Source organism: Allolucifera butyrica (genome assembly GCF_900476375.1).
GTDB lineage: Bacteria > Bacillota > Negativicutes > Sporomusales > UPPP01 > Lucifera > Lucifera butyrica.
Genome location: NZ_UPPP01000066.1, coordinates 35,185 through 57,382 on the forward strand (window position 1 = coordinate 35,185; position 22,198 = coordinate 57,382).

Below are 22,198 nucleotides of genomic sequence, written 5' to 3' on the forward strand. Positions count from 1 at the left end.
GATTTGAGAATAGAATATCATTTACTGTCTTATTTGGCAAGAATTTTTTTAAGCCGTCAGGTGCCTTTTAGACAGCCCATTAATACTTTTCCATTGTTTATTGTTTTGGCAATGTGTTATACTTATGCCGGATTATCCAAATCCATATTTCATATTTTCCAAACGATATTGAAATTGCAAAACAACGGACTAAAAAGGCAGGTGTAACTATGGACAGTGTAACTGCCGGCCACTTAAAAGCCGGAATCATTTTTGGCGACCATGCCGCCCAGGAATACATTTATCTTCCGCCGGGTGAAGTGGGTGTGGAAGAACCCGTCTGCATCCTGGAATCCCGCGAAAAAAAACAGGATATTTCTCTGGAGGAGGCCGTTCTCCTGGTAGCCCGTCTCGGCCTGAAGCCGGTGCGCCATCCCCGCTGGGGCAGCCGCTCCTATTAAATATATTGCTTAATAACCGGCAGCATCGAACTTGAGAATGCCCACCGGAGACTCTTTACTATTCTTTACACTCAGAACAATCGTATCCCCCGGTTTGACCAGCGGCAGTTTCGCCGATACGTTGACTGAACCGACAAAAATACGCGGATCATTTTCCAGGGTAAGATAAAAATACGATTCACCGCCTTTTACAACCTGGGAGAAACGAACTACCTTGCCCTGCACTTGCTCTTGCTGCACTGCATTACCGGGTACAAAGGCGTTGCCCCGTCCGGCAAGATTTTGCTCATAGGCGTTAAAGGCGCTTTCAATATCCGGGCCAACCCCTACGATGTTGTAATTTTCAACGGAAATAAAAGATACTTGCTTTAGCAATCCTTCTTTATCTTTTAACGGGGCAATGTAGGTCGGTACACCGTTGATATTGTAAAGCACCGGATAGCCGGCCCGGTACCCTTTCTCCTGCACCTGCCCTTCCGCCGATTTTCTGGCGGCGTCTTCGGTAGCGCCGGCCACCTTGTACCACTTGGCTTCCTTAGTACGCGAATTTACCATAATAAAACCAACCGTACTCTGGTCTTTGCCGGAAGAAGTAATGCCTGTATACCAATATATATTATTGTCATTGCCATAAATTAAATTCAGCTGGTTGCCGGCAGGTTTCAGGGTTCCTGTCTTGGCCAGGACCGAATTCCAAAAACCGTTAATATATTCACCCCAGTCGCTAATCTGTCTATAGACAAATTCCTCCGGCTGCACCCGGTCCACCCACTGAGGAACATCGTTCATGGAATACCGGCTAATCTCACCGGTCTGGGCATTAACCAGCACCACTCCCACCGCATCGGAACCGGCGTAGCCGATTTTGTTTTTATATAAGGTCACTACCCAATACGGTGTCAGATTATCATCGACCTCAAAGGAGAAATCTGTCATTCCTACGTTAACAATCCCGTGCCAATATAGATACCGCGGTAGATAATCCAGAAAAAAGCCGTTGAGCTGATATTTTATAAAGGCAGTCTGGACGAGACGGACATCCTCCGGATTGGTAGCCGATACCATGACATAGCCTTTGCTGCCCGTTGCCCGGTTAGTAAGCCACTGAAAAAACCCCCGGTATTCCAACGGAGCGACATAATACAGTTGATTCCGCACCTTTTGCAATGACATTTCGCCCATACGGGTTGTGCTGCCCAAAGCAGGCACTTCACCGATCTTTTTATCGGCCAATTTAACCGCCGTCTCCGGATCAATGATGCGAATCTGCGCCAGATCGATCGGTTCCACGTCGGCCGAAAAAGTACTCTCCTTCACCGGCCCCAAAAGGCGGCGGTAGGACTGACTGAAAAAAAGAGTGTTACTGGTGAGTATCGGTAAAATCGCGGAGTTAAGAAAACCGGCTATGATTAGAATAATACCGACAATAGCGATTTTTCTTTGTCTCGCTGCCAGTTTATGTCCGGATATGTTGACTACTTTCTCCTCATCCTTCCCTTCTCCGCCCAGCAGCCGGTTGAGCAACTGTCCCCAAGGAGAATTGGCAAATGCCGCCTGACCGTGCCGGATCAAAGAACGAGCCGAGAAGGCAAGCAGCACAACACCCCACAGAATAAAAAGCGGCGACCAGTCTACAAAGCCCCAGGCAAAAACAGGTTGTTGAAAATAAACAAACAGCAGCGTCAAAACAGACGCAAGTACGATCAAAGACACTTCATCACCCCAAAATATTCAATATTCATAGTATAGCCATTTTTTATTTTCTTCTGCGCCAGAGCGGCAAAATCCTTTAAAAGTTCGGCTCATGGCGCAGGGCTCAAGGTGCAGACAAAGAAAAAAACAGGCTGCCGGTGTATACCGGCGGCCTGCTCCTTTCTAAAGTATAATAGAAAGTCTTAAAGACTGCCTAAATGATTTAGACAGGTTTTTCGCGCCCTGCGCCATGAGCCCTGAGCCGAAAGACCGCGTCGGCGGTCTTTCTTGATTCAAGAAAGTTTAACCATACTGCGGCTGCCTTCTGCTGCCGCTATCACGGCGGCAAGCGGACTGCCGACGGAAGCTTCCACGGCAGCCATAATGCTGCCTTCCAGGATGGGAGCGTCCGCAATCTTTACGTCAATCTCCCCGGGCAACAGTTCAATCGCCGTTTCCGTACTCAAAACAGCACTGCCAAGATCCACCAGCACCACGACTCCGTCTCCCGAATCAGCCCTTACAATGGCCTCGCTGATGCGGACGGCATCTGTGCCGATCGCGCCGTCATTCATTCCGCCGGCGGCAATCAAATTCAGTCCCGGTCCGGCCATCTGAGCGGCCAATTCTTTGATACCGTCGGCTGCTTTCCGGCTATGGGAAACAATGACCATCCCCACCATTGGCTATCCCTCCTGACGGCGGCAAAAATCCGCCAGCGCCGCCAGCATCAGATAAGCTGACGTAGCGCCGGGATCCTGATGCCCCCGGCTGCGTTCACCCAAATAACTGGCCCGGCCTTTGGTCGCAATGATAGTCTTGGTATATTCGACTCCCTGTAAGGCCGCATCCCGCGCCAGTTCCAGGCACTCAACCAGTGTCCTCTGCTCCTCCATTCCGGCCACAAACGCTTCATAAGCCGGTTCGAGAGCATCAAGCATGGTTTTCTCGCCTCGCTGCGCCTTTCCCCGCTCCTTGATTCCGGTAATTGCGGCGGCCAGCATTTGCGCCGCTGCAGCCGCATCCAGACTCCATTTTCCCTGGCTGGCGGCGGCGGCCCGCATAAAGGCTGTTCCATATAAAGGACCTGATGCTCCACCAACGGTAGAAATCAATGTCATTCCAACCGTTTTTAAAACGAAGCTAATATCTTTGTCAGGCTCTAGCCCGGTGAGTTTAGTCATAACCGCTTCGAAGCCTCTGGCCATATTAATGCCATGGTCGGCATCACCAATGGCGGCATCTAAAGCAGTCAGGTTTTCCTTATTAGTAATAATCGCCTCACCGATGGCCTGAATCGCAGCGATAGCATAAGCACTCACATTGATCTCCCCCTATCCAGGTTATCCCGGCCAATTTTGTTTGTGGTTCGTCGCAGCATCTTCTCAATCAGTAACCCGGCTAGAATTGCACAAATGCCGGCGTGTCGGCAGGGGCCAATAACAATGCTTTAAGTTCCGCATCCAGTTTCAGCAAAGTAATCGAAAACCCGGCCATTTCCAGAGAAGTCATATAATTGCCTACAAAGGTTTTGGCTGTCTTGATCCCTTTCGCGTTTAGAACCGCCGCAACTTTCCGGTTTACAACATACAATTCCATCAGTGGCGTAGCTCCTAACCCATTGACCAGTACGGCAACTTCATCCCCCTGTTGCAGCGGCATATCGGCAAAAATTTTCTCCAGCAGATGCGAGGCAATTTCATCGGCAGAGCGAATATTCTCCCGGTGCGTGCCCGGTTCGCCATGGATTCCCATACCGATTTCCATTTCGTCTTCCGCCAGGGTAAAACTGGGTTTGCCTGCCGCCGGTACAATACAAGGCGACAAAGCCATTCCCATGGAGCGCACATTAGCAATCACCTTTTCCGCAATCCGCTTGACTTCCGTCAGGTCAGCCCCCGTTTCCGCCTTGGCGCCGGCAATCTTGTGCAGCAATACCGTTCCGGCAATGCCTCTGCGTCCCGTAGTCCAAGTGCTGTTCTCCACTGCTACGTCATCATTGATTACTACTTTATCTACCTTGATTCCATCTGCCTCAGCCATTTCCGCCGCCATTTCGAAGTTCATCACATCACCGGTGTAGTTTTTGATGATCAACAAGACACCTTTATCGCCATCCACCGCTTTGACCGCTTCATAAACCTGGTCCGGCGTCGGTGAGGTAAATACGGCTCCGGCAACTGCTCCATCCAGCATTCCCCTGCCGACAAAGCCGCCATGAGATGGTTCATGGCCGCTGCCGCCGCCGCTAACCAGGGCTACTTTGGCCGTGGGGCCGTTTGCCCGCACCAAAACGTTGAATCCCTCAATCCGCTTAACATATTGCGGATGTGCCGCGACGACCCCCTGCAGCATTTCCTCTACGACTTGTTCAGGCTTATTAATTACCTTTTTCATTCTTTTCCCCTCCCTTATTTAATGCTCCGGTTTATCACCGGATTCATAACCCATTCCTTTTGGCATCCGCCCCGTCAGAAGAATCGTTTTGTCATAAGCGGAGGTTTGTCTCCTAATCTTGTTTGTATATCTATTTTCCATCCACACCAATATATTCCTGCCTGCGCAATAGATATTTTCATAATATTCAATCTCTAAATACATTTGTCTCCTCTCTAATCCCGGCATAATAGTTTTAATTTTGCGATATATTTTTCGCTATTGACAGTAAGCCTAACCATTGTTATAGTAGATATATAATTTAATACTGATTAAGGCAATGAAGCCTTCGCCGTAATATGCGGCGAAGGCTTTTTTTCTCCCGGGACAATGGAGTCCTGAAGCCTGCTTCAGGGCCCCTTTCTATTTTCCCATCTGTTTCACCCCGCATTTATCCGAACTTATTTACTTTATGGAAAAGGAAGGGATTTATAATGAAAAAATGGTGGATGATCCTCGGTTTAGGTCTCTTGATGAGCCTGGCGTTCCTGCCATCCGCTTTCGCTGAAGGTACGGCGAATGCCCCCAAAATTGATTCGGGAGACACTACTTTCGTGCTTCTCAGCGCCGCCCTGGTAATGATCATGACTCCCGGTCTGGCATTGTTTTATGGTGGTATGGTACGTACAAAAAATGTACTGTCAACGATTATGCAAAGTTTCTTTATCGTCGGACTTATTTCTGTACAATGGGTTTTATGGGGTTATACTCTGGCCTTTGGTCCTGATATAGGCCATTTTGTAGGCGGATTAAATTGGCTGGGTTTAGCCGGCGTGGGACAGGACCCTAACGCCGATTATGCGGCAACAATCCCGGCTTTGGCCTTCATGATTTTCCAGGCTATGTTCGCCGTTATTACGCCGGCCTTGATTACCGGTTCCTTTGCTGAACGCATGCGATTCCCGGCTTTCGTTGTCTTCACCCTGATCTGGGCAACCTTTGTTTATGATCCGGTTGCACACTGGGTATGGGGTGTTGGCGGCTGGTTGCATGATTTAGGCGTTCTGGATTTCGCCGGCGGGACTGTGGTTCATATTCTGTCCGGCGTATCCGGTCTGGTAATTGCGTTAATGATTGGCAAGCGAAAAGGATATGGTCATGAAGTCATGTTGCCGCATCACCTGCCAATGACTGTTATCGGCGCTTCTCTCCTCTGGTTTGGCTGGTTCGGCTTCAATGCCGGCAGCGCTTTAGCGGCCAACGGTCTGGCTGCCAGTGCCTTCGTCGTTACCAATACGGCTGCAGCGGCAGCAACCATTTCCTGGGTTGGCAGCGAATGGCTCTATCATGGCAAACCGACTATTCTGGGTGCCGCCAGCGGCTGCGTCGCCGGTCTGGTTGCCATTACTCCCGCTTCCGGGTTCGTCGGAGTAGTTCCATCCGTTATCATCGGCTTGGCCGGCGGTGTCATTTGTTTCTTCTCCGTCAGCGTCCTGAAAGCGAAACTAGGTTACGATGATGCTCTGGATGCATTTGGCTGTCACGGCATTGGCGGTACCTGGGGCGCCATCGCCACCGGTCTTTTTGCCTCCAAACAAATCAATCCGGCCGGTGCCGACGGTTTATTCTACGGCAATGCCGCCCAGTTAACAACACAGATAATCGGTGTCGCTGCCAGTTGGGCCTTCGCCGCCGTCATGACCTTCATTATCATTAAAGTAATCGGTTTGTTTATGCAAATCCGTAGCGATGACAGCGCGGAAGTGCAAGGGCTCGATCTCAGCGAACACGGTGAAAGAGGCTACGCTTATCAGGACCTGATTACCGGACACCCCCTGAGCGCCAGTATTGTCGGCGCTCAGGCTGCACAAGAAGTAGGTATACCCAAAACTACATTGGGTTAACCCCGCCCGGCTGTAAAACTGAGAGGAGGAGAGTATATGCGCGAGATAACTAAGGTAGAAATTATCACCCGCCCGGAAAAACTGGAAGAACTGAAAGAGGCCATGAATGCTATCGGAGTAACGGGCATGACCGTGACCCAGGTCTATGGCTGCGGCCTTTCGAAAGGTCATAAGGAAGTATATCGTGGCAAAGAAGTTACCGTAAATCTTTTGCCAAAAGTAAAAATAGAAATTGTCGTTTGTGAAGTCCCGGTGGAAAAAGTGCTCGACGCCGCGAAAAAGGCATGCCGGACAGGCAATATCGGCGACGGTAAAATATTCGTCTACTCCATAGCCAATGCGGTGCGTATTCGTACCGGTGAAGAAGGCGACATTGCGATTATGGACCCCAAGGACACAACGAAATAGGAAAAACCGCTGACGCGTTTTTTCGAAGACCGCTAATTCTAAAGGGCAGGCTTGAAGTATCCTTCAGGCCTGCCCTTTTTGAAATTAGATCGGTTAATACACGCCGCAGGAATTTAAGAACTCCTTATATTTCCGGTCTGTACCCAGAATATGTTGTTCTATCCAATTCGCCGTAAAAATGATTGCCTCTTGCAAAATTTCGTCCTGACGCTTGTCGAGATCTTCCTTCTCTATCTTGGTCATTTTATTAATAAAGGAACCATGCTCCAGCTTATGAATCTTAAATTCCAGCGGATTATAGTGATTGTCTTGCATTAACTTTTCTTCGTATTCAAAGTGATAAACCGTATACTTTTTTAGTTCGCTAAAAACCGCTTTAATTTGGTCATAGTAATCCATGCCGTCGTTCAGGCTGGCAATTTCATATAAATCGGCCATTAAAACAAACAGCCGCTTGTGCTGTACATCAATGTCCGCGACACCACTCCCGTAAATTTCCTTCCAGTCAAACATTCAAACACCTTCTCTCATAATAATTATAAAATTCGTAATTATGAAATAAATTCATCATAAGCCCCTAAAATTCCTGTTCCTTCCTGCCTGTTATGTAATAAAATTCACATTTGACCGTCCGAACTATCCGGCAAAAAAAAGTTGCCAAGGGACAATATCGACGCCGCCTGTCTATCACCGTACTCTCCAGCAAAGAAAAGCGTTCTACCGGAAATGCTTTGCCTGCCGGGCTGCAGTCGATTTCATCCCGCCGGACGGGCCGGCTGTTGATAAAGTATATTTCCCGGGCCAGGGTAATATGTGGCTGATAGTTATTGCCAGGGACCGGAAAGCCCGCCCCGGTCAATGCCGCCGATATGTTCGAGCGAAGAGTACCCAATGCTTGCGTATCCCCTTCTAAACCAATCCATAAGACCCGAAACGGATTTTTTCCGCCAAATACACCGGGCTTTCCCAGCCGCAAAACAAAAGGCCGTTGCTGCAACGCCGCACAACGTAATTGGTCCGTAAGTTTCCCGACCATAGCTGGTTCCATCTCACCTAGGAACTGTAGTGTAATATGTAAATTGCTCCGGTCAACAAAGCGGGCTTTGTTAATCTCCCCGGCCAGACCCGTCCGCAACCGGTCCAGTTCTGCTATGATCTCTTCCGGCAGTTCAATGGCGATAAACAATCGCAAAAAATCACCCCGTTCCACTTTTCGCCTTCTTCTGTTATTTGACAATAAAATTCTCCTGAAAAAGATCAGTTTCCTTATTTTGGCCAATCTGTTATTCTTTATACTCTTGATATAGAAGAAACCCGGCAACCGCTTACAAGCAGATTGCCGGGTTCTCTCAATCCATTCTTTATTGTTTCGCAGCTGCGACTTCTTTTAAATCAACCGGGCCTTGCGCCGCCAGACGTTTGTAGTTTGCCAGTCTTTCTTTAGCATCCTGCTCGGTCTTGACAAACAGGGCTTCCGCCTGGTCCGGATATTGCTTGGCAAGCGACGAATACCGCACTTCGCCCATCAGGAATTCCCGGAAGCTGCTTGTCGGCTCTTTGGAATCCAAAACAAACGGATTCTGACCGGCCTCTTTCAATTGCGGATTGTAGCGGTACATTGCCCAGTAACCGCTTTCTACCGCTTTTTTCGCTTCGAGCTGACTATTGCCCATACCAGCCTTCAGACCGTGGTTAATACACGGAGCATAAGCAATAATCAGAGACGGTCCCGGATATGCCTCGGCTTCCGCAATGGCTTTCAGGGTCTGGTTTTTGTCAGCGCCCATGGAAATCTGAGCCACATAAACATAACCATAGCTCATAGCCATCATGCCAAGGTCTTTTTTCTTGGTATGCTTGCCACTGGCGGCAAATTTGGCGATCGCTGCCGCCGGGGTGGATTTGGAGGCCTGGCCGCCGGTGTTGGAATATACTTCCGTATCAAAGACCAATACATTTACATCTTCACCGGATGCAAGCACATGGTCGAGACCACCGTAGCCAATATCATATGCCCAGCCGTCACCGCCAAGGATCCATTGCGACCGTTTTACCAGGAAATCTCCATTGTTATAAATAGCATTCAGCAAAGCGTCCTTGCCTTTTTGCGTTTCCAGAAGCGCAATCAGTTTATCCGCTCTTTCCCGGCTGCCGGCGCCATTGTCTTTATTAGCCAGCCAGTCTTCGCAGGCGGCCTTTAGTTCGGCGCTGATATTCAGTTTGAGAGCCGCTTCGATATCCGCAGCCAATGATGTTCTCACCTGAGCCACACCAAGAGCCATGCCCAGACCATATTCCGCATTGTCCTCAAACAGGGAATTGGCCCATGCCGGTCCATGGCCGCGATGGTTTTTCGTGTAGGGCATGGACGGCGCGCTGCCGCCCCAAATGGAGGAACATCCCGTCGCATTGGCAATCATCATCCGGTCGCCGAACAACTGGGTAACCAGTTTGGCATAGGGGGTTTCGCCGCATCCTGCGCAGGCGCCGGAGAATTCCAGCAACGGCTGTTCAAACTGGCTGCCTTTCACAGTCGCTTTATTCATCGGATTTGCTTTCGGTTTCAGTTCCATCGCATAATCCCATAAGCCGGCCTGTTCCATCTGACTATCCAGCGGTTTCATAACCAGCGCTTTTTCCTTAGCCGGGCAAACTTGCGCACAGTTGCCGCAACCGGTACAATCCAGCGGGCTGACGGCAATACGGAAGCTTACGTCTTTGGCGCCGGTAGCCGGTTTTACGGTAAAGCCGGCCGGAGCATTCTTAACTTCCGCAGCATCGGCTAATACCGGCCGTACGGCAGCATGCGGACATACATAGGCACACTGATTACATTGAATACATTTGTCGGCCTGCCATTCCGGCACATTGATGGCAATACCGCGTTTTTCATAAGCGGCAGTACCGACGGGGAAAGTACCGTCTTCCATGCCAATAAAGGCGCTTACAGGCAGATTATCGCCTTCCTGGCGGTTCATCGGCGTAAGGATTTTTTCAATAAACTCAGGCACCGGTTTGCCGGCTTCTTTTACATCCTGCGCATTTTTCCAGGTAGCAGGTACATTTACTTTAACAATAGCCTCAATGCCTCTCTCAATAGCGGCATTGTTCATGTCAACAACCTTCTGGCCTTTATTGCCATACGAGGAAACAACAGCATCTTTCAAGTATTTAACGGCGTCTGCCACCGGGATAATATCGGCAATCTTGAAGAAGGCCGACTGCATGATCATGTTGATCCGTCCGCCAAGGCCAATTTGCTGCGCAATGCCGACGGCATTAACAATATAGAAGTTAATGTTGTTGTTGGCAATGTAGCGTTTCATAGCTGCAGGCAGTTTTTCATCCAGTTCTTCCGGACTCCAGATACAATTAAGCAGGAAACTGCCGTTTTTCTTCAAGCCTGTTAATACGTCATATTTATAAACATAGGACTGGTTATGGCAAGCTACAAAATCGGCTTTATTGATAAGATACGGCGACTTGATTGGTTTCTTGCCGAACCGCAGGTGAGAAACGGTAATGCCGCCCGATTTCTTCGAGTCATAAGCAAAGTAAGCCTGGGCATACATATCCGTATGATCGCCAATAATCTTGATGGCGCTCTTGTTGGCGCCAACGGTGCCATCAGAGCCCAAACCCCAGAATTTGCAGGCCTTGGTTCCGGCCGGCGTCGCGTCGATATCTTCTCCCAACGGCAGGGAAGAAAAGGTGACATCATCGACAATGCTTAGGGTAAAGTTATCTTTTGGCTCGTTCAGTTTCAGGTTTTCGTAAACAGGCAGGATATGACCCGGAACCACGTCTTTGGAACCCAGGCCATAGCGGCCGCCTACGATCACAGGCTGCCAATCCTTGCCATAGAAAGCACTCTTAACATCCAAATACAAAGGTTCAGCCAAAGAGCCCGGTTCTTTCGTGCGGTCAAGCACCGCAATCCGTTTTACTGTTTTGGGGATATATTTGAAGAAATGCTCCAGCGAGAAGGGCCTGTACAAGTGAACAGTCAACAGACCCACTTTTTCGCCTTTCGATACCAGATAATCAACCGTTTCTTCGATCGCTTCACATACTGAACCCATCGCAATAATGATCCGGTCGGCATCTTTGGCGCCATAATAGTTGAACAGATGATATTCCCGGCCGGTCAGCTTGCTGATTTCAGCCATGTATCCTTCCACAATCCCGGGAATTTCCTGATAATATTTATTGGAAACTTCTCTTTCCTGGAAATAGATATCCGGATTTTGCGCCGTTCCTCTCACTACGGGATGATCCGGATTGAGGGCTTTTCTACGGAACGCGTCGACGGCATCCTTGTCAAGCAATTTACCCAGTTCATCATACTCCAGCACTTCGATTTTTTGTACTTCATGGGAAGTGCGGAACCCGTCGAAAAAGTTCAGGAAAGGAACCTGGCCTTTAATGGCGGCCAAATGAGCCACAGCGCCCAAATCCATGACTTGTTGCACACTGCTTTCGGCCAGCAGGGCGAAACCGGTCTGTCTGGCAGCCATAACATCCTGGTGGTCGCCAAAGATATTTAAAGAGTTGGCAGCCAAGGCCCGGGCACTAACATGAAATACACCCGGCAGCAATTCGCCGGCAATCTTGTACATGTTCGGAATCATCAGCAAGAGCCCTTGTGAGGCTGTATATGTAGTCGTTAACGCACCGGCCTGCAAAGAACCGTGTACGGCGCCCGCGGCGCCCGCCTCCGACTGCATTTCCATGACACGCACGGGCTGACCGAAAATATTTTTCCGTCCCTGTGCCACCCACTCATCAACATGTTCTGCCATGGGTGATGACGGAGTAATCGGATAGATTGCCGCCACGTCGGTAAAAGCATACGATACGTGAGCCGCGGCGGTATTTCCATCCATGGTTTTCATTTTTCTCATAAATAATCCCCTTTCTCCCATCATTATTAATATTATGCAGGCGGACCTGCATAATTGGTTTAAGAAAACTAAATCCATTTACAGAAACTAGGAATGTATACCTAATACATTCTTTATAAATATACACCCAACAGAATCATATGTAAAGACATTTCACTTGAACAGTCCGTTTTGCCGGTTCAATGGCAGGGGAGATCTCCCCAACAGTAATTAGACGCGGCAACGCATTCCTTTATTTCACTTTTTTAAACGAATCATAAATCCGCTGATACTCCGGCGTGGCAGGAATCGATTTGTAGATGTACACATGGACACCATTCGGGTCTTCAACAACAAAGCTGCGCTCACCCCATGGCTTATTCTGCAGTTCCTGGTAGATTTGCAACCCCGCCGCCTCCAGCCGTTCATATTCGGCATCCGCATCCTCTACCTCGAAAGAAAGAATTAGACCGCGCCCGTTAAAAAATTCCCCCTCCTCCCGCTGCGGCAGGGTAAAACTGATTCCCATTGTCGGCATATCCGGCGCGATCAGTTCAATATACCAGTCACTTTCATATACTAAACGAAAATCAAAATACTTCATATAAAATTCCTTCGATTCTTGCAGCTTGCTGGTGCTGATCGTGAAGTCCACCCGTTTTATTTGCATATCAACCCTTCTCCCTCTTCTTAACTGAATCGGTATACTTTTATTTTACTATGCTTTGCCGGTGATTGCCAGACCTGCACCAAGGCTAACCGGTTCCGTTGCAACAACGCAGACCCTCTTCTTAAGCAAAGTTTCAACAAAAAAAATAACGCCCCGTTAAATAATCAAGGAGCGACTCCATTGTCACCTATTTTATTTCCTAAATTTATTGTATAAATTAATCCGTACTCTGTCAAGAAAAGAGGGCTGCATTGAACCGCTTTCCTTCATTCACCATTGGCCGGCTGCAATTTTCGCAAATCCCGGAATAAATAAGCACCGGTAAGCAGGAAAGATCCCAAATCGGAAAGCGGCCCCGCCGCCCATATCCCGTTTATGCCGAAAAAACCCGGCAGCAGCCAAATAAAAGGGATCAACAAAACGACCTGCCGGGACATACTGAGAAGAATCGCATACCCTGCTTTACCCGTTGCCTGAAAATAGTTAGCACTAATAATTTGAAAACCGACCACCGGCAGCAGCATAAGCGTGATGCGTAAACCGTTTGAGCCGGTTGCAACAAGCTGCGGGTCATCGTTAAACAGGCGGATTATACTGGTATTAAACAATTGGACAACGGCAAAACCGGCAAAACAAATCAGTGTAGCTGCCAAAACAGCCATTTTCAACGCTTCGACTACGCGATGATATTGCCGGGCACCGTAATTATAGCCGATGATTGGCTGCACTCCCTGGCTAATACCAAAGATAGGCATCAGAATCAACATATTTACCCTCATAATAATGCCGATGGAAGCCACCGCCAGTTCTCCCCCGTACTTCATAAGCTGGAAATTAAATATAACGATAACGGCGCTGGCTCCCACCTGCATGAGAAAGGGCGAGAGGCCGATCTTAATGATGCCCAGCACAATATCCCGCTGCGGCCTTAGATTACACCGGCGCAATTTCAGCAGACTGGCGCCGCTGCTAAAATAATAGACAACCCAAACAGCCGAAACAAACTGCGATATAACCGTAGCCAGGGCCGAACCGCTGATCCCCATTTTAAAACCAAAAATAAAAATCGGATTCAAAATCATATTTAAAACCGCGGAAATAAGCATGGTTTCCATGGCTGTGCGGGGATTTCCCTCGGCCCGGATCATACTATTCAGACCAAAGCCTATATGCATAAAGACACTGCCCACTAAAATGATGCGCATGAAATCCCGGGCATATGGTAAAACGCCCGGTTCCGCCCCTAAAGCTACCAATAAGGGGTCAAGAAATGCCAAAATCACGGCGGTAAGACCCACCGCCAGACTAAGAGACAAGGTCAGGGCGTTTCCCAAAATTTTCTCCGCCGTTTCCTGCTGCTTCGCCCCCAGATACAGGGAAGTCTCAGCCGCTGCCCCCACACCGATGAGCATGCCGAACCCCATTAATATCATCATAATCGGAAAGGCGATCGTCACCGCCGCCAGGCCGATTTCGCCCACCCCGTTGCCGACGAAGATACTATCCACTATATTATACAAAGCATTAACCACCATGCCCAAAATGGCCGGCAGCGAAAAACGCCGGAGCAATACGCCAATACTGTCTACTTCGAGTGACTTGGAACGGTTCATATATCCTCCACCAGTTAACATGCAGCATCTATATATTGCTGCTATCAGCATTTTATACTAAAGTCTTTTTATTGTAAACCGGATCTGCTTTTATGGATACAACTATAAAAATTAAGGCTTTCCGGCGTGAATTATCTCCCGGAAAGCCAGAACGTTTATTGCTTTACTTTGGATTTGCTGTCTTCTCTGCCGGACCGTTGAGAACGGCATTCAATACAATGGCCGTAATACTGCCGGCCGTAATACCGCTGTGCATGATAATCTGCGTCCAGGAAGGGAAATTATGGTAGAAGTTGGGCGATGCCAGGGTAATCATGCCTATTCCCAGGCTGACCCCGACAACCAGAATATTATGGGTTCCCTCAAACTGTACTTTGGAAAGCGTTTTTATCCCGCTGGCCGCAACCATACCGAACATGGCAATGCCGGCCCCGCCTAACACAGGGTTAGGAATTCCGGCGACAACAGCCGCCATTTTCGGGAACAAACCCAGAACGACCAGGATAATGCCGGCAGTAGCCACTACAAAACGGCTCTTCACTCTTGTCAGGCCTACCAGACCTACGTTCTGGGCAAAAGCCGTATAAGGGAAGCTGTTCAAAATGCCGCCCAGCAAAGTAGAAAAACCGTCCGCCCGTAACCCCCGGGTAAGGTCTTCCGGGGTAATTTTTTTATCGACAATTTCTCCGACGGCAATACAATCACCCGTCGTCTCCACCATGACCACCAGCATGACCAGCACCATGGATACAATGGACGCCGTATCAAATGTCGGCATACCGAACGAAAAGGGCGTCGTAATTCCCAGCCACGCAGCGCTGCCTACCTGGGAAAAATTAACCAGCCCGAAGGGGATGGCTATAATAGTACCGGCTATTAGCCCCAGCAATACCGCGATATTGCTCCAAAACCCTTTGAGATAACGGTTAAAAGCCAAAACCAGTACCAAAACAACCAAGGCAAGCACAATATATTCCAGCGAAGCAAAATCTTTGGCGCCGGGATTGCCGCCACCGGCCCAGTTTATCGCTACCGGCATCAGGGTAATGCCGATTACCGTAATGATGGAACCAGTAACAACCGGTGGAAAGAAGCGAAGCAGCCGGCTGAAATACGGACTAAGCAGAAAGGTTATTGCTCCGGCCACAATAATGGATCCGTAGATAGCCGTCATTCCGTGCGTTTTACCGATAATAATCATCGGCGTAACCGCCGCAAAGGTAACACCCTGAATCAAAGGAATCCGGATACCCATTTTCCAGATACCGATTGTTTGAATGATGGTAGCAATTCCACAAGTGAATAAATCCGCATTGATAAGATAAATAAGCTGTTCTTTGCTCAGTCCAATGGCATTGGCAACAATCAGCGGCACCGCTACGGCCCCCGCATACATAGCCAATACGTGCTGCAATCCATACGCAAACAACTGCCCCAACGGCAACATTTCGTCTACAGGATGGCGAGAGTTACTCATTCTGATCCCCCATTTCCCCAAATAATCTTATGATGATATAAGGCCCAAAAAATTATTGTTATTTTGTTGTGCTATTTTCTACCACCCCACTCCTAAAAATAAATTAACCGGTCTGTTTTTTCGCATCAGCACCTCATGTTTACAACATGCAAATGCTATGCCAATACCGGCGTTACCTTGATTCTCCTCTTTTCACTTCATCTTAACAGTCCTGCAAACGATCCCTGGCAGCAACAGAGTATCAAATTGACACAGAGCATTCTCTTATTTATTCAACCTTCAAGCTTTATGGCAGGAAATTCGCTTGCAAAAAAATCCCAAATTGAGACGTAAAATATAATAATGATACGTTTTGTTATAACTCCCTCCCTTACACCGGACATTAATTCACCAAATTGTCCTATAGTCCTGGATGCATTGTTACTGACCTTCAATATATTTCGTAATTAAAGGGACAAAATCCTGCCAAACGTACAAATACTTTCACCTGGCACAAACAATTGTCCAAATAGATTTGTTATTATCTTGGCATTTTGCAATATTCCGGCACAAAAATTGCAATTACTGATAATGATAAAATACGCTGCCACCTCAAGGAAACGAATCCGGCAGCAGCGAATATATTCTACGATTAATCAATTCACTGGAACCGTTTCACTGATTTTACACGAAGGAGTGAAAGATATGCCATTGGTGGGAGAAAGCGTCGCCCGTATAGACGGAGTCGGCAAAGTATGCGGCCGGGCTCAGTACGTCGACGATATTTTCATGCGGGATCTGCTTTATGCCAAGGTATTTCGCAGTACCATAGCCAACGGCCGGGTAAAGCGGATTGATACCGGTAAGGCAAAAGCTTTGCCGGGCGTGGAAGCCGTCGTCACCTTCGAAGAAGTGCCCGGTCATCCTTTCCCGACAGCCGGCCATCCTTACAGTACCGACCCCAGCCATCAGGATGTGGCCGACCGCAACCTTCTTTCCGGCCGCATCCGCTTGTATGGCGATGAAATTGCCGCCGTTGTAGCTGTCGATGAACTGACAGCCGAAAAAGCCTTACGGCTGATTGAGGTAGAATATGAAGAATATCCGCCAATTCTGACGGTGTCCGACGCTTTAAAAGAGGGAGCCGTGGAAATTCACGCCAATACCGGAAATGTTATTAAAAAAACCGGTTATGAATTGGGTGATTTGGCGCAAGCTTTTAATGAGGCCGATTATATCCTCGAAGACCAGTTCAAAACCAGTGTCGTCCAGCATTGCGCCATGGAAAATCACAGTGCTGTCGCCTATGTTGATGCTCAAGATCGGGTTGTAGTCTATACTTCCACGCAGATCCCCCATATTTGCCGCCGGGTCGTCGGGCAGGCCCTGGGTATTCCCTGGGGACGGGTCAGAGTGGTCAAACCGGCTGTCGGCGGTGGATTTGGCAGCAAGCAGGACGTTGTGGTAGAACCTCTGGCCGCCTTTTTGGCCACCAGAGTGAACGGCCGTCCCGTCAAGCTGGAACTAACCCGGGAAGAAACCTTCATTGCCACCCGGACCCGTCATTCTATGGAATACGCCTTCCGGTCAGGCGTCAAAAAAGACGGCACCCTGCTGGCCCGCAAAGCACACATTTTTTCCCTCAACGGCGGTTACGCCTCCCATGGTCACTCGATTGGCGCCAAATGTTCCGGCACGGTCCGCGTGCAGTATAAGCAAAAGGCCGTAGCCTGCGAAGTGTCCACACTCTATACCAGCATGCCGGCGGCGGGAGCCATGCGCGGCTACGGGATTCCCCAGGTCACGTTCGCCCTGGAGTGTCATATGGAAGACCTGGCCCGGGCGATTGGCATGGATCCCATTGCGTTCCGGCTGAAAAATTTCCACGACGCCGGCTTCGTCGACCCTCTTTCCGGGGTAAAAGCCCATACCTGCGGCATAAAAGAATGTATTGAGAAAGGCAAAGAACTGATTCAGTGGGACAAAAAAAAGCAACGGTTCCGGGACCAAAGCGGCACAAAACGACGCGGCGTGGGAATGGCCTGCTTCTACTACGGAACAGGCACCTGGCCTGTGGGTCTGGAATTGGCCGGCGCCCGCATTGTGCTGAATCAGGACGGCTCCATCGGACTGCAGATCGGCGCCACCGAAATCGGTCAGGGCAGTGATACCGTATTTACCCAGATGGCTGCGGAAACCATCGGCATTCCCCTGGACTGGGTCCATGTGTCATCCGAGCAGGACACCGACATCAGTCCCTTTGATACCGGCGCCTATGCGTCCCGTCAGACCTATGTCTCCGGCTGGGCCGTGAAAAAGGCGGCGGCGGAAATCAAAAACAAGATTCTCGAACGGGCTCAGCGCATGAAGGATATTCCGGCCCCTGCCCTGGATGTCACCGCCGGCTGGGTTGTATATAAACAAACGGGCGAAAAACTGCTCTCTTTGGAAAGCATCGCTCTTGACTGCTACTATAATACGGCGGCCGCCGCCCCCATTACCGCCGATGTCAGTTGCAACATCCACACCAATGCCTTTGCTTACGGCTGTACCTTCGCCGCCGTGGAAGTGGACCTCGCCACAGGCAAAGTGGACGTGCTGGAGATTTACAACATTCACGATTCCGGGAAAATCATCAATCCCGGTCTGGCAGCCGCCCAGGTCCACGGCGGTGTGAGTATGGGCATCGGCTATGCCCTGTACGAACAAATGTTATTTGACCCCAAAACCGGCAAACCGCTTAACAACAACCTGCTTGACTACAAACTGATGACGGCGGCCGACACGCCGGACATTGGCGTAGCCTTCGTGGAAACGGACGACCCTACGGCGCCTTTCGGCAATAAGGCCCTGGGCGAACCGCCCGCCATTTCGCCGGCGCCCGCCATCCGCAACGCCATTTTAGATGCTACGGGAGTGAAAATTAACGAATTGCCCATGACGCCGCAGCGGCTGTTCGAAGCGTTCCGGCAGGCCGGTCTCGTCGGGCAGCAAGGAGGACGCCAGCATGTTTGATATCATCAACTACGAAGAAGCCTATTCCGTCGGCCACACCATCGAACTGTTGCAAAAACACCCCAACGCCAAAATTATTGCCGGTGGCACGGATATTCTGCTGCACATCCGGGAGGGTAAACTGCCCGACGCCGAACTGATAAGCATTCACGAGGTGAAGGAACTCAAAGGCATCATCCGGCAAGACGACGGCACCCTCGTGATCGGGGCGGTCAACACCTTCACCCAGTTATCGGGTCATCCGCTGATCCGGCAGTACCTGCCTTTTCTTGGCGAAGCAGTCAATACCGTCGGCGGACCTCAGACCCGTCACGCCGGCACTATCGGCGGCAACATCTGTAATGGGGCCACCTCGGCAGACAGCGCCGCCACCCTTTTCGCCCTCAATACCAAACTGCGGATAGCCGGTCCGGACGGAGTCCGCATCAGTGCCATCCAGGACTTCTACCGGGGACCGGGCAAGGTCAATCTGGGGCGGGAAGAAATACTCACGGCCTTCCTCATCGCGCCGGAAGACTACCGGGGATTCGGCGGCCATTATATCAAATACGCCATGCGTAACGCCATGGACATTGCCACCCTGGGCTGCGCCGTCCTGTGTAAGAAAGGAGCCGGCAATACGGTAGCCGATTTCCGTCTGGCCCTAAGTGTGGCAGCACCTACACCCCTGCGGTGCATTGAAACGGAAGCGGCTGTGAAAGGAAAGATCTATAATGACGAACTGGTGGAACGGGTAGGACAAATTGCGGTCACCGAAGTGAATCCACGGACCTCTTGGCGGGCCTCGCGGGAATACCGGCTTCACCTGGTAACGGAACTGAGCCGGCGGGCGTTCCGGACAGCCTTTGAAAAAGTGGGAGGGAACCAGGTATGAAAACGAAAAAAATTACCTGTACCATAAACGGCAAAGCAGTAGCGCTGGAAGTGGACGTAAGAGAATCCCTGCTGGAAGTGCTGCGGCACAGACTCCATCTCACAGGGACAAAAAAAGGCTGCGGCGTGGGCGAGTGCGGCGCCTGCACCGTCCTTATCAACGGCGAGACCATCGACAGCTGTATCTATCTGGCGGTCTGGGCGGATGGAAAAGAAATCCGGACCATTGAAGGAGCATCTAAAGAAGGGAACCTGTCGGCGCCGCAGCAGGCCATGCTGGACGAAGGGGCGGTACAGTGCGGTTTCTGTACGCCCGGATTCGTCATGACCATTACGTCCATGGCGGAAAGCGGCAAAGAGTTCACTAAAGAAGAAATCAAGCAGGAACTGGCAGGCAACATGTGCCGCTGTACGGGATATCAAAATATTATAAGGGCCGCCGAGAAAGTCCTGAAACAGAACCGCTGACGCCATTTTGGGGCGCAGGGCTCAGAGCTCAGGGCGCGTAGAAAAAGCGGGGCCGGAATTTCCGGCCCCTTTCCTTTTTCCACTTTCAATTAGGAAGAATCCCTTATAATCAGCAATATTATATGGACAGATTCTCCCCGTTCCCTGAGTGCTTTGATGGAATCGTGGTCTCTTTTTCCAAAATCCAATTACCAATTTCCAATTACCGAACAAACGCGTCAGCGGTCTTTCTCAACCAGTTTCGTCAGTGACAGGATGGCTTCCAGTACGCCGCCGCCCACGGCCCGGGCTTTATCGGAAACGCTGAAACAGTGCTCCGGCTTGCAGCGGGGATCAATATCACCGATCTTCATTCCCCGGTACACCTTCAGCCCGTCGTGGAGAAGGCCGCGTAATATGCCGTCAATTGTCGCCGGCACGGTTTGGCCGTCCACCATCGCAATGGCATCTCCCGACCGCACGGCATCACCAATACGGCGCAGACCGCGAAATATCCCCCCTGCCGGCGCGCGGAGCACCCGTTCCACCGTATAACCGCCGATCTCGCCGGGGGCGCCCGTATTCGGCAGCGCCGAACCGGCCAGAATGACCCGGCCCAGATAATGCCCCCGCATCGTTTCGATTACGGCATGTACATCCTTACCGGCGATAAATCCGGGCCCAATCGCGATAACAACCGGCGCATCACTTAACGCAGTGCCGGTATTTTTTTTGGCCAGGATGGCGTCCACCAGCGCAACGCAGGCAATCCGCCTGGCTGAAGAGGCCTCCGGATCTACCAGCACCGGAATCAAACCGGCGTCTAAACTCTCCTCCACCCTGTCCGGCTCGGTCCGCACCGCCGTAATCCCTTCCACTTCCGTCCGCCCTTCATAAACGGCCTCGGCAAAAGCCACGGTGCGGCGGATTACGGTAGGACGGAAAATTTCGGTCATAACGACCCGAAAGCCGCTGCGGTATAAGCGGCAGGCTATACCGGTGGCAATATCTCCCGCGCCTTTAATTATGACCGTTTTACTCATTATGCCTCCTCGGAATAAAAAACACGTCTTTCCTTTACGGCAGGCGGTCCATATTCCCCCATAAGCGTTTGGCCGCTTTGCGGGCCTGTTTATAAATCGATTCGACAGCCAAAACAAATTGCCTGTTTTCTAAAATAATCCTGCCGTTGACGATGACCGTCTCTACATCCCGGGAATCCAGGCCGAAAGCGATATGACCGCCAATATTGTCCGCCACCAGCGGCGTGGGAGCGTCATAAGCGAGGACCGTTAAATCCGCCTTGTATCCTGGGGCAATCCGGCCAAACCGGGCATCGAAATAACGGGCCAGAAGGTCATTGCCGTTAGCCAAAAACTTCAGAAAACTGTCCGGCCAAAGCGGACCTCCTTCATCCTTGTGTTTGAAATAGGCGAATTTAAATTCCTCCAGCATGTCGCTGCCCATGCCGTCGGTTCCCAGGGCAAAATGCTTATAGAGAGGGATTTTATGATTGTAGCCGACATGATTATTCATATTCGAGCGGGCATTATGAACCAGGTAGGCGTCATGCCGGTTAATCAGTTCGACATCTTCTCCGGGAAGATATACACCATGGGCCAAAACAGCCTTATCGTTTACCAGGCCAAAATCAGTAAGCCGGACAATCAGGTCCTTTTTATAATGATGGTGCGAATAAGAAACATCATACCGGTCCTCCGCCACATGAATGTGCAGACCCCGCCCCGTTTCCCGCACGGCCTCTGCCAGCAGCGCCAGGGCCCCGTCCGGCACCGTTACGGGTGCATGGGCGCCAATCATGGCTTCCACCAGATAGCCGCCGTTGCTCTTGTGTTTATCCGCTTCGCATAAATGAGCAAAATCTACATTTTCGGCCACACCGTCTTCCACTTCCTGCATGCCGCCGTTACGGTCCGTTGTTTCATAACAGGTAATCCCGCGCAAGCCCACTTCCTCAAAGGCTTTTTTCAGGGTAGCCAGGGAGCCTTTGATAAAATTGGGTGATGCATGATGGTCAATCACCGCCGTAGTACCGCAGCGGATGGCCTCCAGGGAACAGACCATACCGCTGTAATACAGGATTTCTTCGTCAATCGCCCGGTCAAGGCGCCACCAGAGGTTTTCCAGGACGGAAATAAAATCAGGACTGGGTTTGATATTGGCCATAATTCCCCTGGCCAGACCGGAGTAAAAATGATTGTGGCTGCAGACCAGGCCGGGCATAACCAGCTTACCGGCCAGATCAACCGTTCTGCCGTTCCGGTAGGAACCGGCAATCCCGGCTCCTACCGCCAAAATTTCCGTGCCGTCAATTACAATATCCATACCCGTTTGAACCGCCGGGGGCTGAAATTCAACCAGGGTCGCATTCTTTAAGACAAGCACTGTTGTCCCTCCTTC

Annotated in this window: 19 protein-coding genes; 6 read left to right on the plus strand and 13 right to left on the minus strand. The window is 50.3% G+C overall.

Going from position 1 to position 22,198, the window contains the following annotated elements; genetic code table 11:
- Nucleotides 1–209: 209 nt before the first annotated feature.
- Complete coding sequence (locus tag LUCIF_RS09295; protein WP_122627601.1) at nucleotides 210–440, plus strand: hypothetical protein; 231 nt, start codon at nucleotides 210–212, stop codon at nucleotides 438–440.
- A 9-nt stretch (nucleotides 441–449) separates the two neighbouring features.
- Here LUCIF_RS09295 and LUCIF_RS09300 read toward each other — a convergent pair whose 3' ends face one another.
- The 5 genes from LUCIF_RS09300 to LUCIF_RS09320 all read right to left on the minus strand — a co-directional run bounded on the left by LUCIF_RS09300 (nucleotide 450) and on the right by LUCIF_RS09320 (nucleotide 4,757).
- Nucleotides 450–2,153 (minus strand): hypothetical protein, encoded by a 1,704-nt coding sequence (locus LUCIF_RS09300; protein ID WP_122627602.1) that lies wholly within the window; start codon nucleotides 2,151–2,153, stop codon nucleotides 450–452.
- Nucleotides 2,154–2,425: 272 nt separating this feature from the next.
- The gene (dhaM, locus tag LUCIF_RS09305) at nucleotides 2,426–2,815 is read right to left on the minus strand and encodes a dihydroxyacetone kinase phosphoryl donor subunit DhaM (protein ID WP_122627603.1); all 390 of its coding nucleotides are present in this window, start codon (nucleotides 2,813–2,815) and stop codon (nucleotides 2,426–2,428) included.
- A 3-nt stretch (nucleotides 2,816–2,818) separates the two neighbouring features.
- Nucleotides 2,819–3,454, minus strand: a complete 636-nt coding sequence (gene dhaL / locus LUCIF_RS09310; RefSeq protein WP_122627604.1) for a dihydroxyacetone kinase subunit DhaL — start codon at nucleotides 3,452–3,454, stop codon at nucleotides 2,819–2,821.
- Between the two features lie 79 nt (nucleotides 3,455–3,533).
- Entirely contained in the window at nucleotides 3,534–4,529 is a 996-nt protein-coding gene (dhaK, locus tag LUCIF_RS09315; protein ID WP_122627605.1) for a dihydroxyacetone kinase subunit DhaK, read from the minus strand.
- Nucleotides 4,530–4,547: 18 nt separating this feature from the next.
- Nucleotides 4,548–4,757: a hypothetical protein gene (locus LUCIF_RS09320; RefSeq protein WP_207857317.1), complete on the minus strand. Its 210-nt coding sequence runs from the start codon at nucleotides 4,755–4,757 to the stop codon at nucleotides 4,548–4,550.
- Between the two features lie 245 nt (nucleotides 4,758–5,002).
- Here LUCIF_RS09320 and LUCIF_RS09325 point away from each other — a divergent pair, with 245 nt between their 5' ends.
- Together LUCIF_RS09325 and LUCIF_RS09330 are read left to right on the plus strand one after the other, a co-directional pair.
- On the plus strand, nucleotides 5,003–6,412 hold the full coding sequence (locus LUCIF_RS09325) for an ammonium transporter (RefSeq protein ID WP_122627607.1): 1,410 nt from the start codon (nucleotides 5,003–5,005) through the stop codon (nucleotides 6,410–6,412).
- 36 nt (nucleotides 6,413–6,448) lie between these two features.
- Nucleotides 6,449–6,820, plus strand: a complete 372-nt coding sequence (locus LUCIF_RS09330; RefSeq protein ID WP_122627608.1) for a P-II family nitrogen regulator — start codon at nucleotides 6,449–6,451, stop codon at nucleotides 6,818–6,820.
- A 93-nt stretch (nucleotides 6,821–6,913) separates the two neighbouring features.
- Here the strand turns inward: LUCIF_RS09330 and LUCIF_RS09335 are convergent, their stop codons facing one another.
- The 6 genes from LUCIF_RS09335 to LUCIF_RS09360 all read right to left on the minus strand — a co-directional run bounded on the left by LUCIF_RS09335 (nucleotide 6,914) and on the right by LUCIF_RS09360 (nucleotide 15,463).
- Complete coding sequence (locus tag LUCIF_RS09335) at nucleotides 6,914–7,333, minus strand: bacteriohemerythrin (RefSeq protein ID WP_122627609.1); 420 nt, start codon at nucleotides 7,331–7,333, stop codon at nucleotides 6,914–6,916.
- A 64-nt stretch (nucleotides 7,334–7,397) separates the two neighbouring features.
- A complete protein-coding gene (gene thpR / locus LUCIF_RS09340; RefSeq protein WP_165865947.1) occupies nucleotides 7,398–8,057 on the minus strand; it encodes an RNA 2',3'-cyclic phosphodiesterase in 660 nt (219 codons plus the stop codon).
- A gap of 124 nt (nucleotides 8,058–8,181) precedes the next feature.
- Complete coding sequence (nifJ, locus tag LUCIF_RS09345; protein ID WP_122627611.1) at nucleotides 8,182–11,724, minus strand: pyruvate:ferredoxin (flavodoxin) oxidoreductase; 3,543 nt, start codon at nucleotides 11,722–11,724, stop codon at nucleotides 8,182–8,184.
- Nucleotides 11,725–11,956: 232 nt separating this feature from the next.
- Nucleotides 11,957–12,373 (minus strand): VOC family protein, encoded by a 417-nt coding sequence (locus LUCIF_RS09350; protein WP_122627612.1) that lies wholly within the window; start codon nucleotides 12,371–12,373, stop codon nucleotides 11,957–11,959.
- Nucleotides 12,374–12,639: 266 nt separating this feature from the next.
- Nucleotides 12,640–13,986, minus strand: coding sequence for an MATE family efflux transporter (locus LUCIF_RS09355; RefSeq protein WP_122627613.1), 1,347 nt, complete (start codon nucleotides 13,984–13,986; stop codon nucleotides 12,640–12,642).
- Between the two features lie 163 nt (nucleotides 13,987–14,149).
- Nucleotides 14,150–15,463 carry a nucleobase:cation symporter-2 family protein gene (locus tag LUCIF_RS09360; protein ID WP_122627614.1) on the minus strand — a complete coding sequence of 438 codons (1,314 nt, stop codon included), beginning with the start codon at nucleotides 15,461–15,463 and terminating at the stop codon, nucleotides 14,150–14,152.
- A 684-nt stretch (nucleotides 15,464–16,147) separates the two neighbouring features.
- Between LUCIF_RS09360 and xdhA the strand changes: the two genes are divergently transcribed.
- Genes xdhA through xdhC form a run of 3 tightly spaced genes read left to right on the plus strand, consistent with a single transcriptional unit; the run spans nucleotide 16,148 to nucleotide 19,798 of the window.
- Nucleotides 16,148–18,457 carry a xanthine dehydrogenase subunit XdhA gene (xdhA, locus tag LUCIF_RS09365; protein ID WP_122627615.1) on the plus strand — a complete coding sequence of 770 codons (2,310 nt, stop codon included), beginning with the start codon at nucleotides 16,148–16,150 and terminating at the stop codon, nucleotides 18,455–18,457.
- Entirely contained in the window at nucleotides 18,450–19,331 is an 882-nt protein-coding gene (gene xdhB, locus LUCIF_RS09370) for a xanthine dehydrogenase subunit XdhB (RefSeq protein WP_122627616.1), read from the plus strand. Before xdhA ends, xdhB begins: the two co-directional genes overlap by 8 nt.
- The gene (gene xdhC / locus LUCIF_RS09375) at nucleotides 19,328–19,798 is read left to right on the plus strand and encodes a xanthine dehydrogenase subunit XdhC (protein WP_122627617.1); all 471 of its coding nucleotides are present in this window, start codon (nucleotides 19,328–19,330) and stop codon (nucleotides 19,796–19,798) included. Before xdhB ends, xdhC begins: the two co-directional genes overlap by 4 nt.
- Before the next feature lie 218 nt (nucleotides 19,799–20,016).
- On the opposite strand, the gene yqeB is transcribed toward xdhC, so the two are convergent.
- On the minus strand, nucleotides 20,017–20,820 hold the full coding sequence (gene yqeB / locus LUCIF_RS09380; protein WP_122627618.1) for a selenium-dependent molybdenum cofactor biosynthesis protein YqeB: 804 nt from the start codon (nucleotides 20,818–20,820) through the stop codon (nucleotides 20,017–20,019).
- Nucleotides 20,821–20,854: 34 nt separating this feature from the next.
- Entirely contained in the window at nucleotides 20,855–22,183 is a 1,329-nt protein-coding gene (gene ssnA / locus LUCIF_RS09385) for a putative aminohydrolase SsnA (protein ID WP_122627619.1), read from the minus strand.
- Between the last annotated feature and the right edge of the window lie 15 nt (nucleotides 22,184–22,198).

Coding starts and splice junctions, on each gene's coding strand:
- LUCIF_RS09295 (WP_122627601.1), top strand. CDS start 210: ATGGACAGTGTAACTGCCGGCCACTTAAAAGCCGGAATCATTTTTGGC.
- dhaM (WP_122627603.1), bottom strand. CDS start 2,815: ATGGTGGGGATGGTCATTGTTTCCCATAGCCGGAAAGCAGCCGACGGT.
- dhaK (WP_122627605.1), bottom strand. CDS start 4,529: ATGAAAAAGGTAATTAATAAGCCTGAACAAGTCGTAGAGGAAATGCTG.
- LUCIF_RS09320 (WP_207857317.1), bottom strand. CDS start 4,757: ATGCCGGGATTAGAGAGGAGACAAATGTATTTAGAGATTGAATATTAT.
- LUCIF_RS09325 (WP_122627607.1), top strand. CDS start 5,003: ATGAAAAAATGGTGGATGATCCTCGGTTTAGGTCTCTTGATGAGCCTG.
- LUCIF_RS09330 (WP_122627608.1), top strand. CDS start 6,449: ATGCGCGAGATAACTAAGGTAGAAATTATCACCCGCCCGGAAAAACTG.
- LUCIF_RS09335 (WP_122627609.1), bottom strand. CDS start 7,333: ATGTTTGACTGGAAGGAAATTTACGGGAGTGGTGTCGCGGACATTGAT.
- nifJ (WP_122627611.1), bottom strand. CDS start 11,724: ATGAGAAAAATGAAAACCATGGATGGAAATACCGCCGCGGCTCACGTA.
- LUCIF_RS09350 (WP_122627612.1), bottom strand. CDS start 12,373: ATGCAAATAAAACGGGTGGACTTCACGATCAGCACCAGCAAGCTGCAA.
- LUCIF_RS09355 (WP_122627613.1), bottom strand. CDS start 13,986: ATGAACCGTTCCAAGTCACTCGAAGTAGACAGTATTGGCGTATTGCTC.
- LUCIF_RS09360 (WP_122627614.1), bottom strand. CDS start 15,463: ATGAGTAACTCTCGCCATCCTGTAGACGAAATGTTGCCGTTGGGGCAG.
- xdhA (WP_122627615.1), top strand. CDS start 16,148: ATGCCATTGGTGGGAGAAAGCGTCGCCCGTATAGACGGAGTCGGCAAA.
- xdhB (WP_122627616.1), top strand. CDS start 18,450: ATGTTTGATATCATCAACTACGAAGAAGCCTATTCCGTCGGCCACACC.
- xdhC (WP_122627617.1), top strand. CDS start 19,328: ATGAAAACGAAAAAAATTACCTGTACCATAAACGGCAAAGCAGTAGCG.
- yqeB (WP_122627618.1), bottom strand. CDS start 20,820: ATGAGTAAAACGGTCATAATTAAAGGCGCGGGAGATATTGCCACCGGT.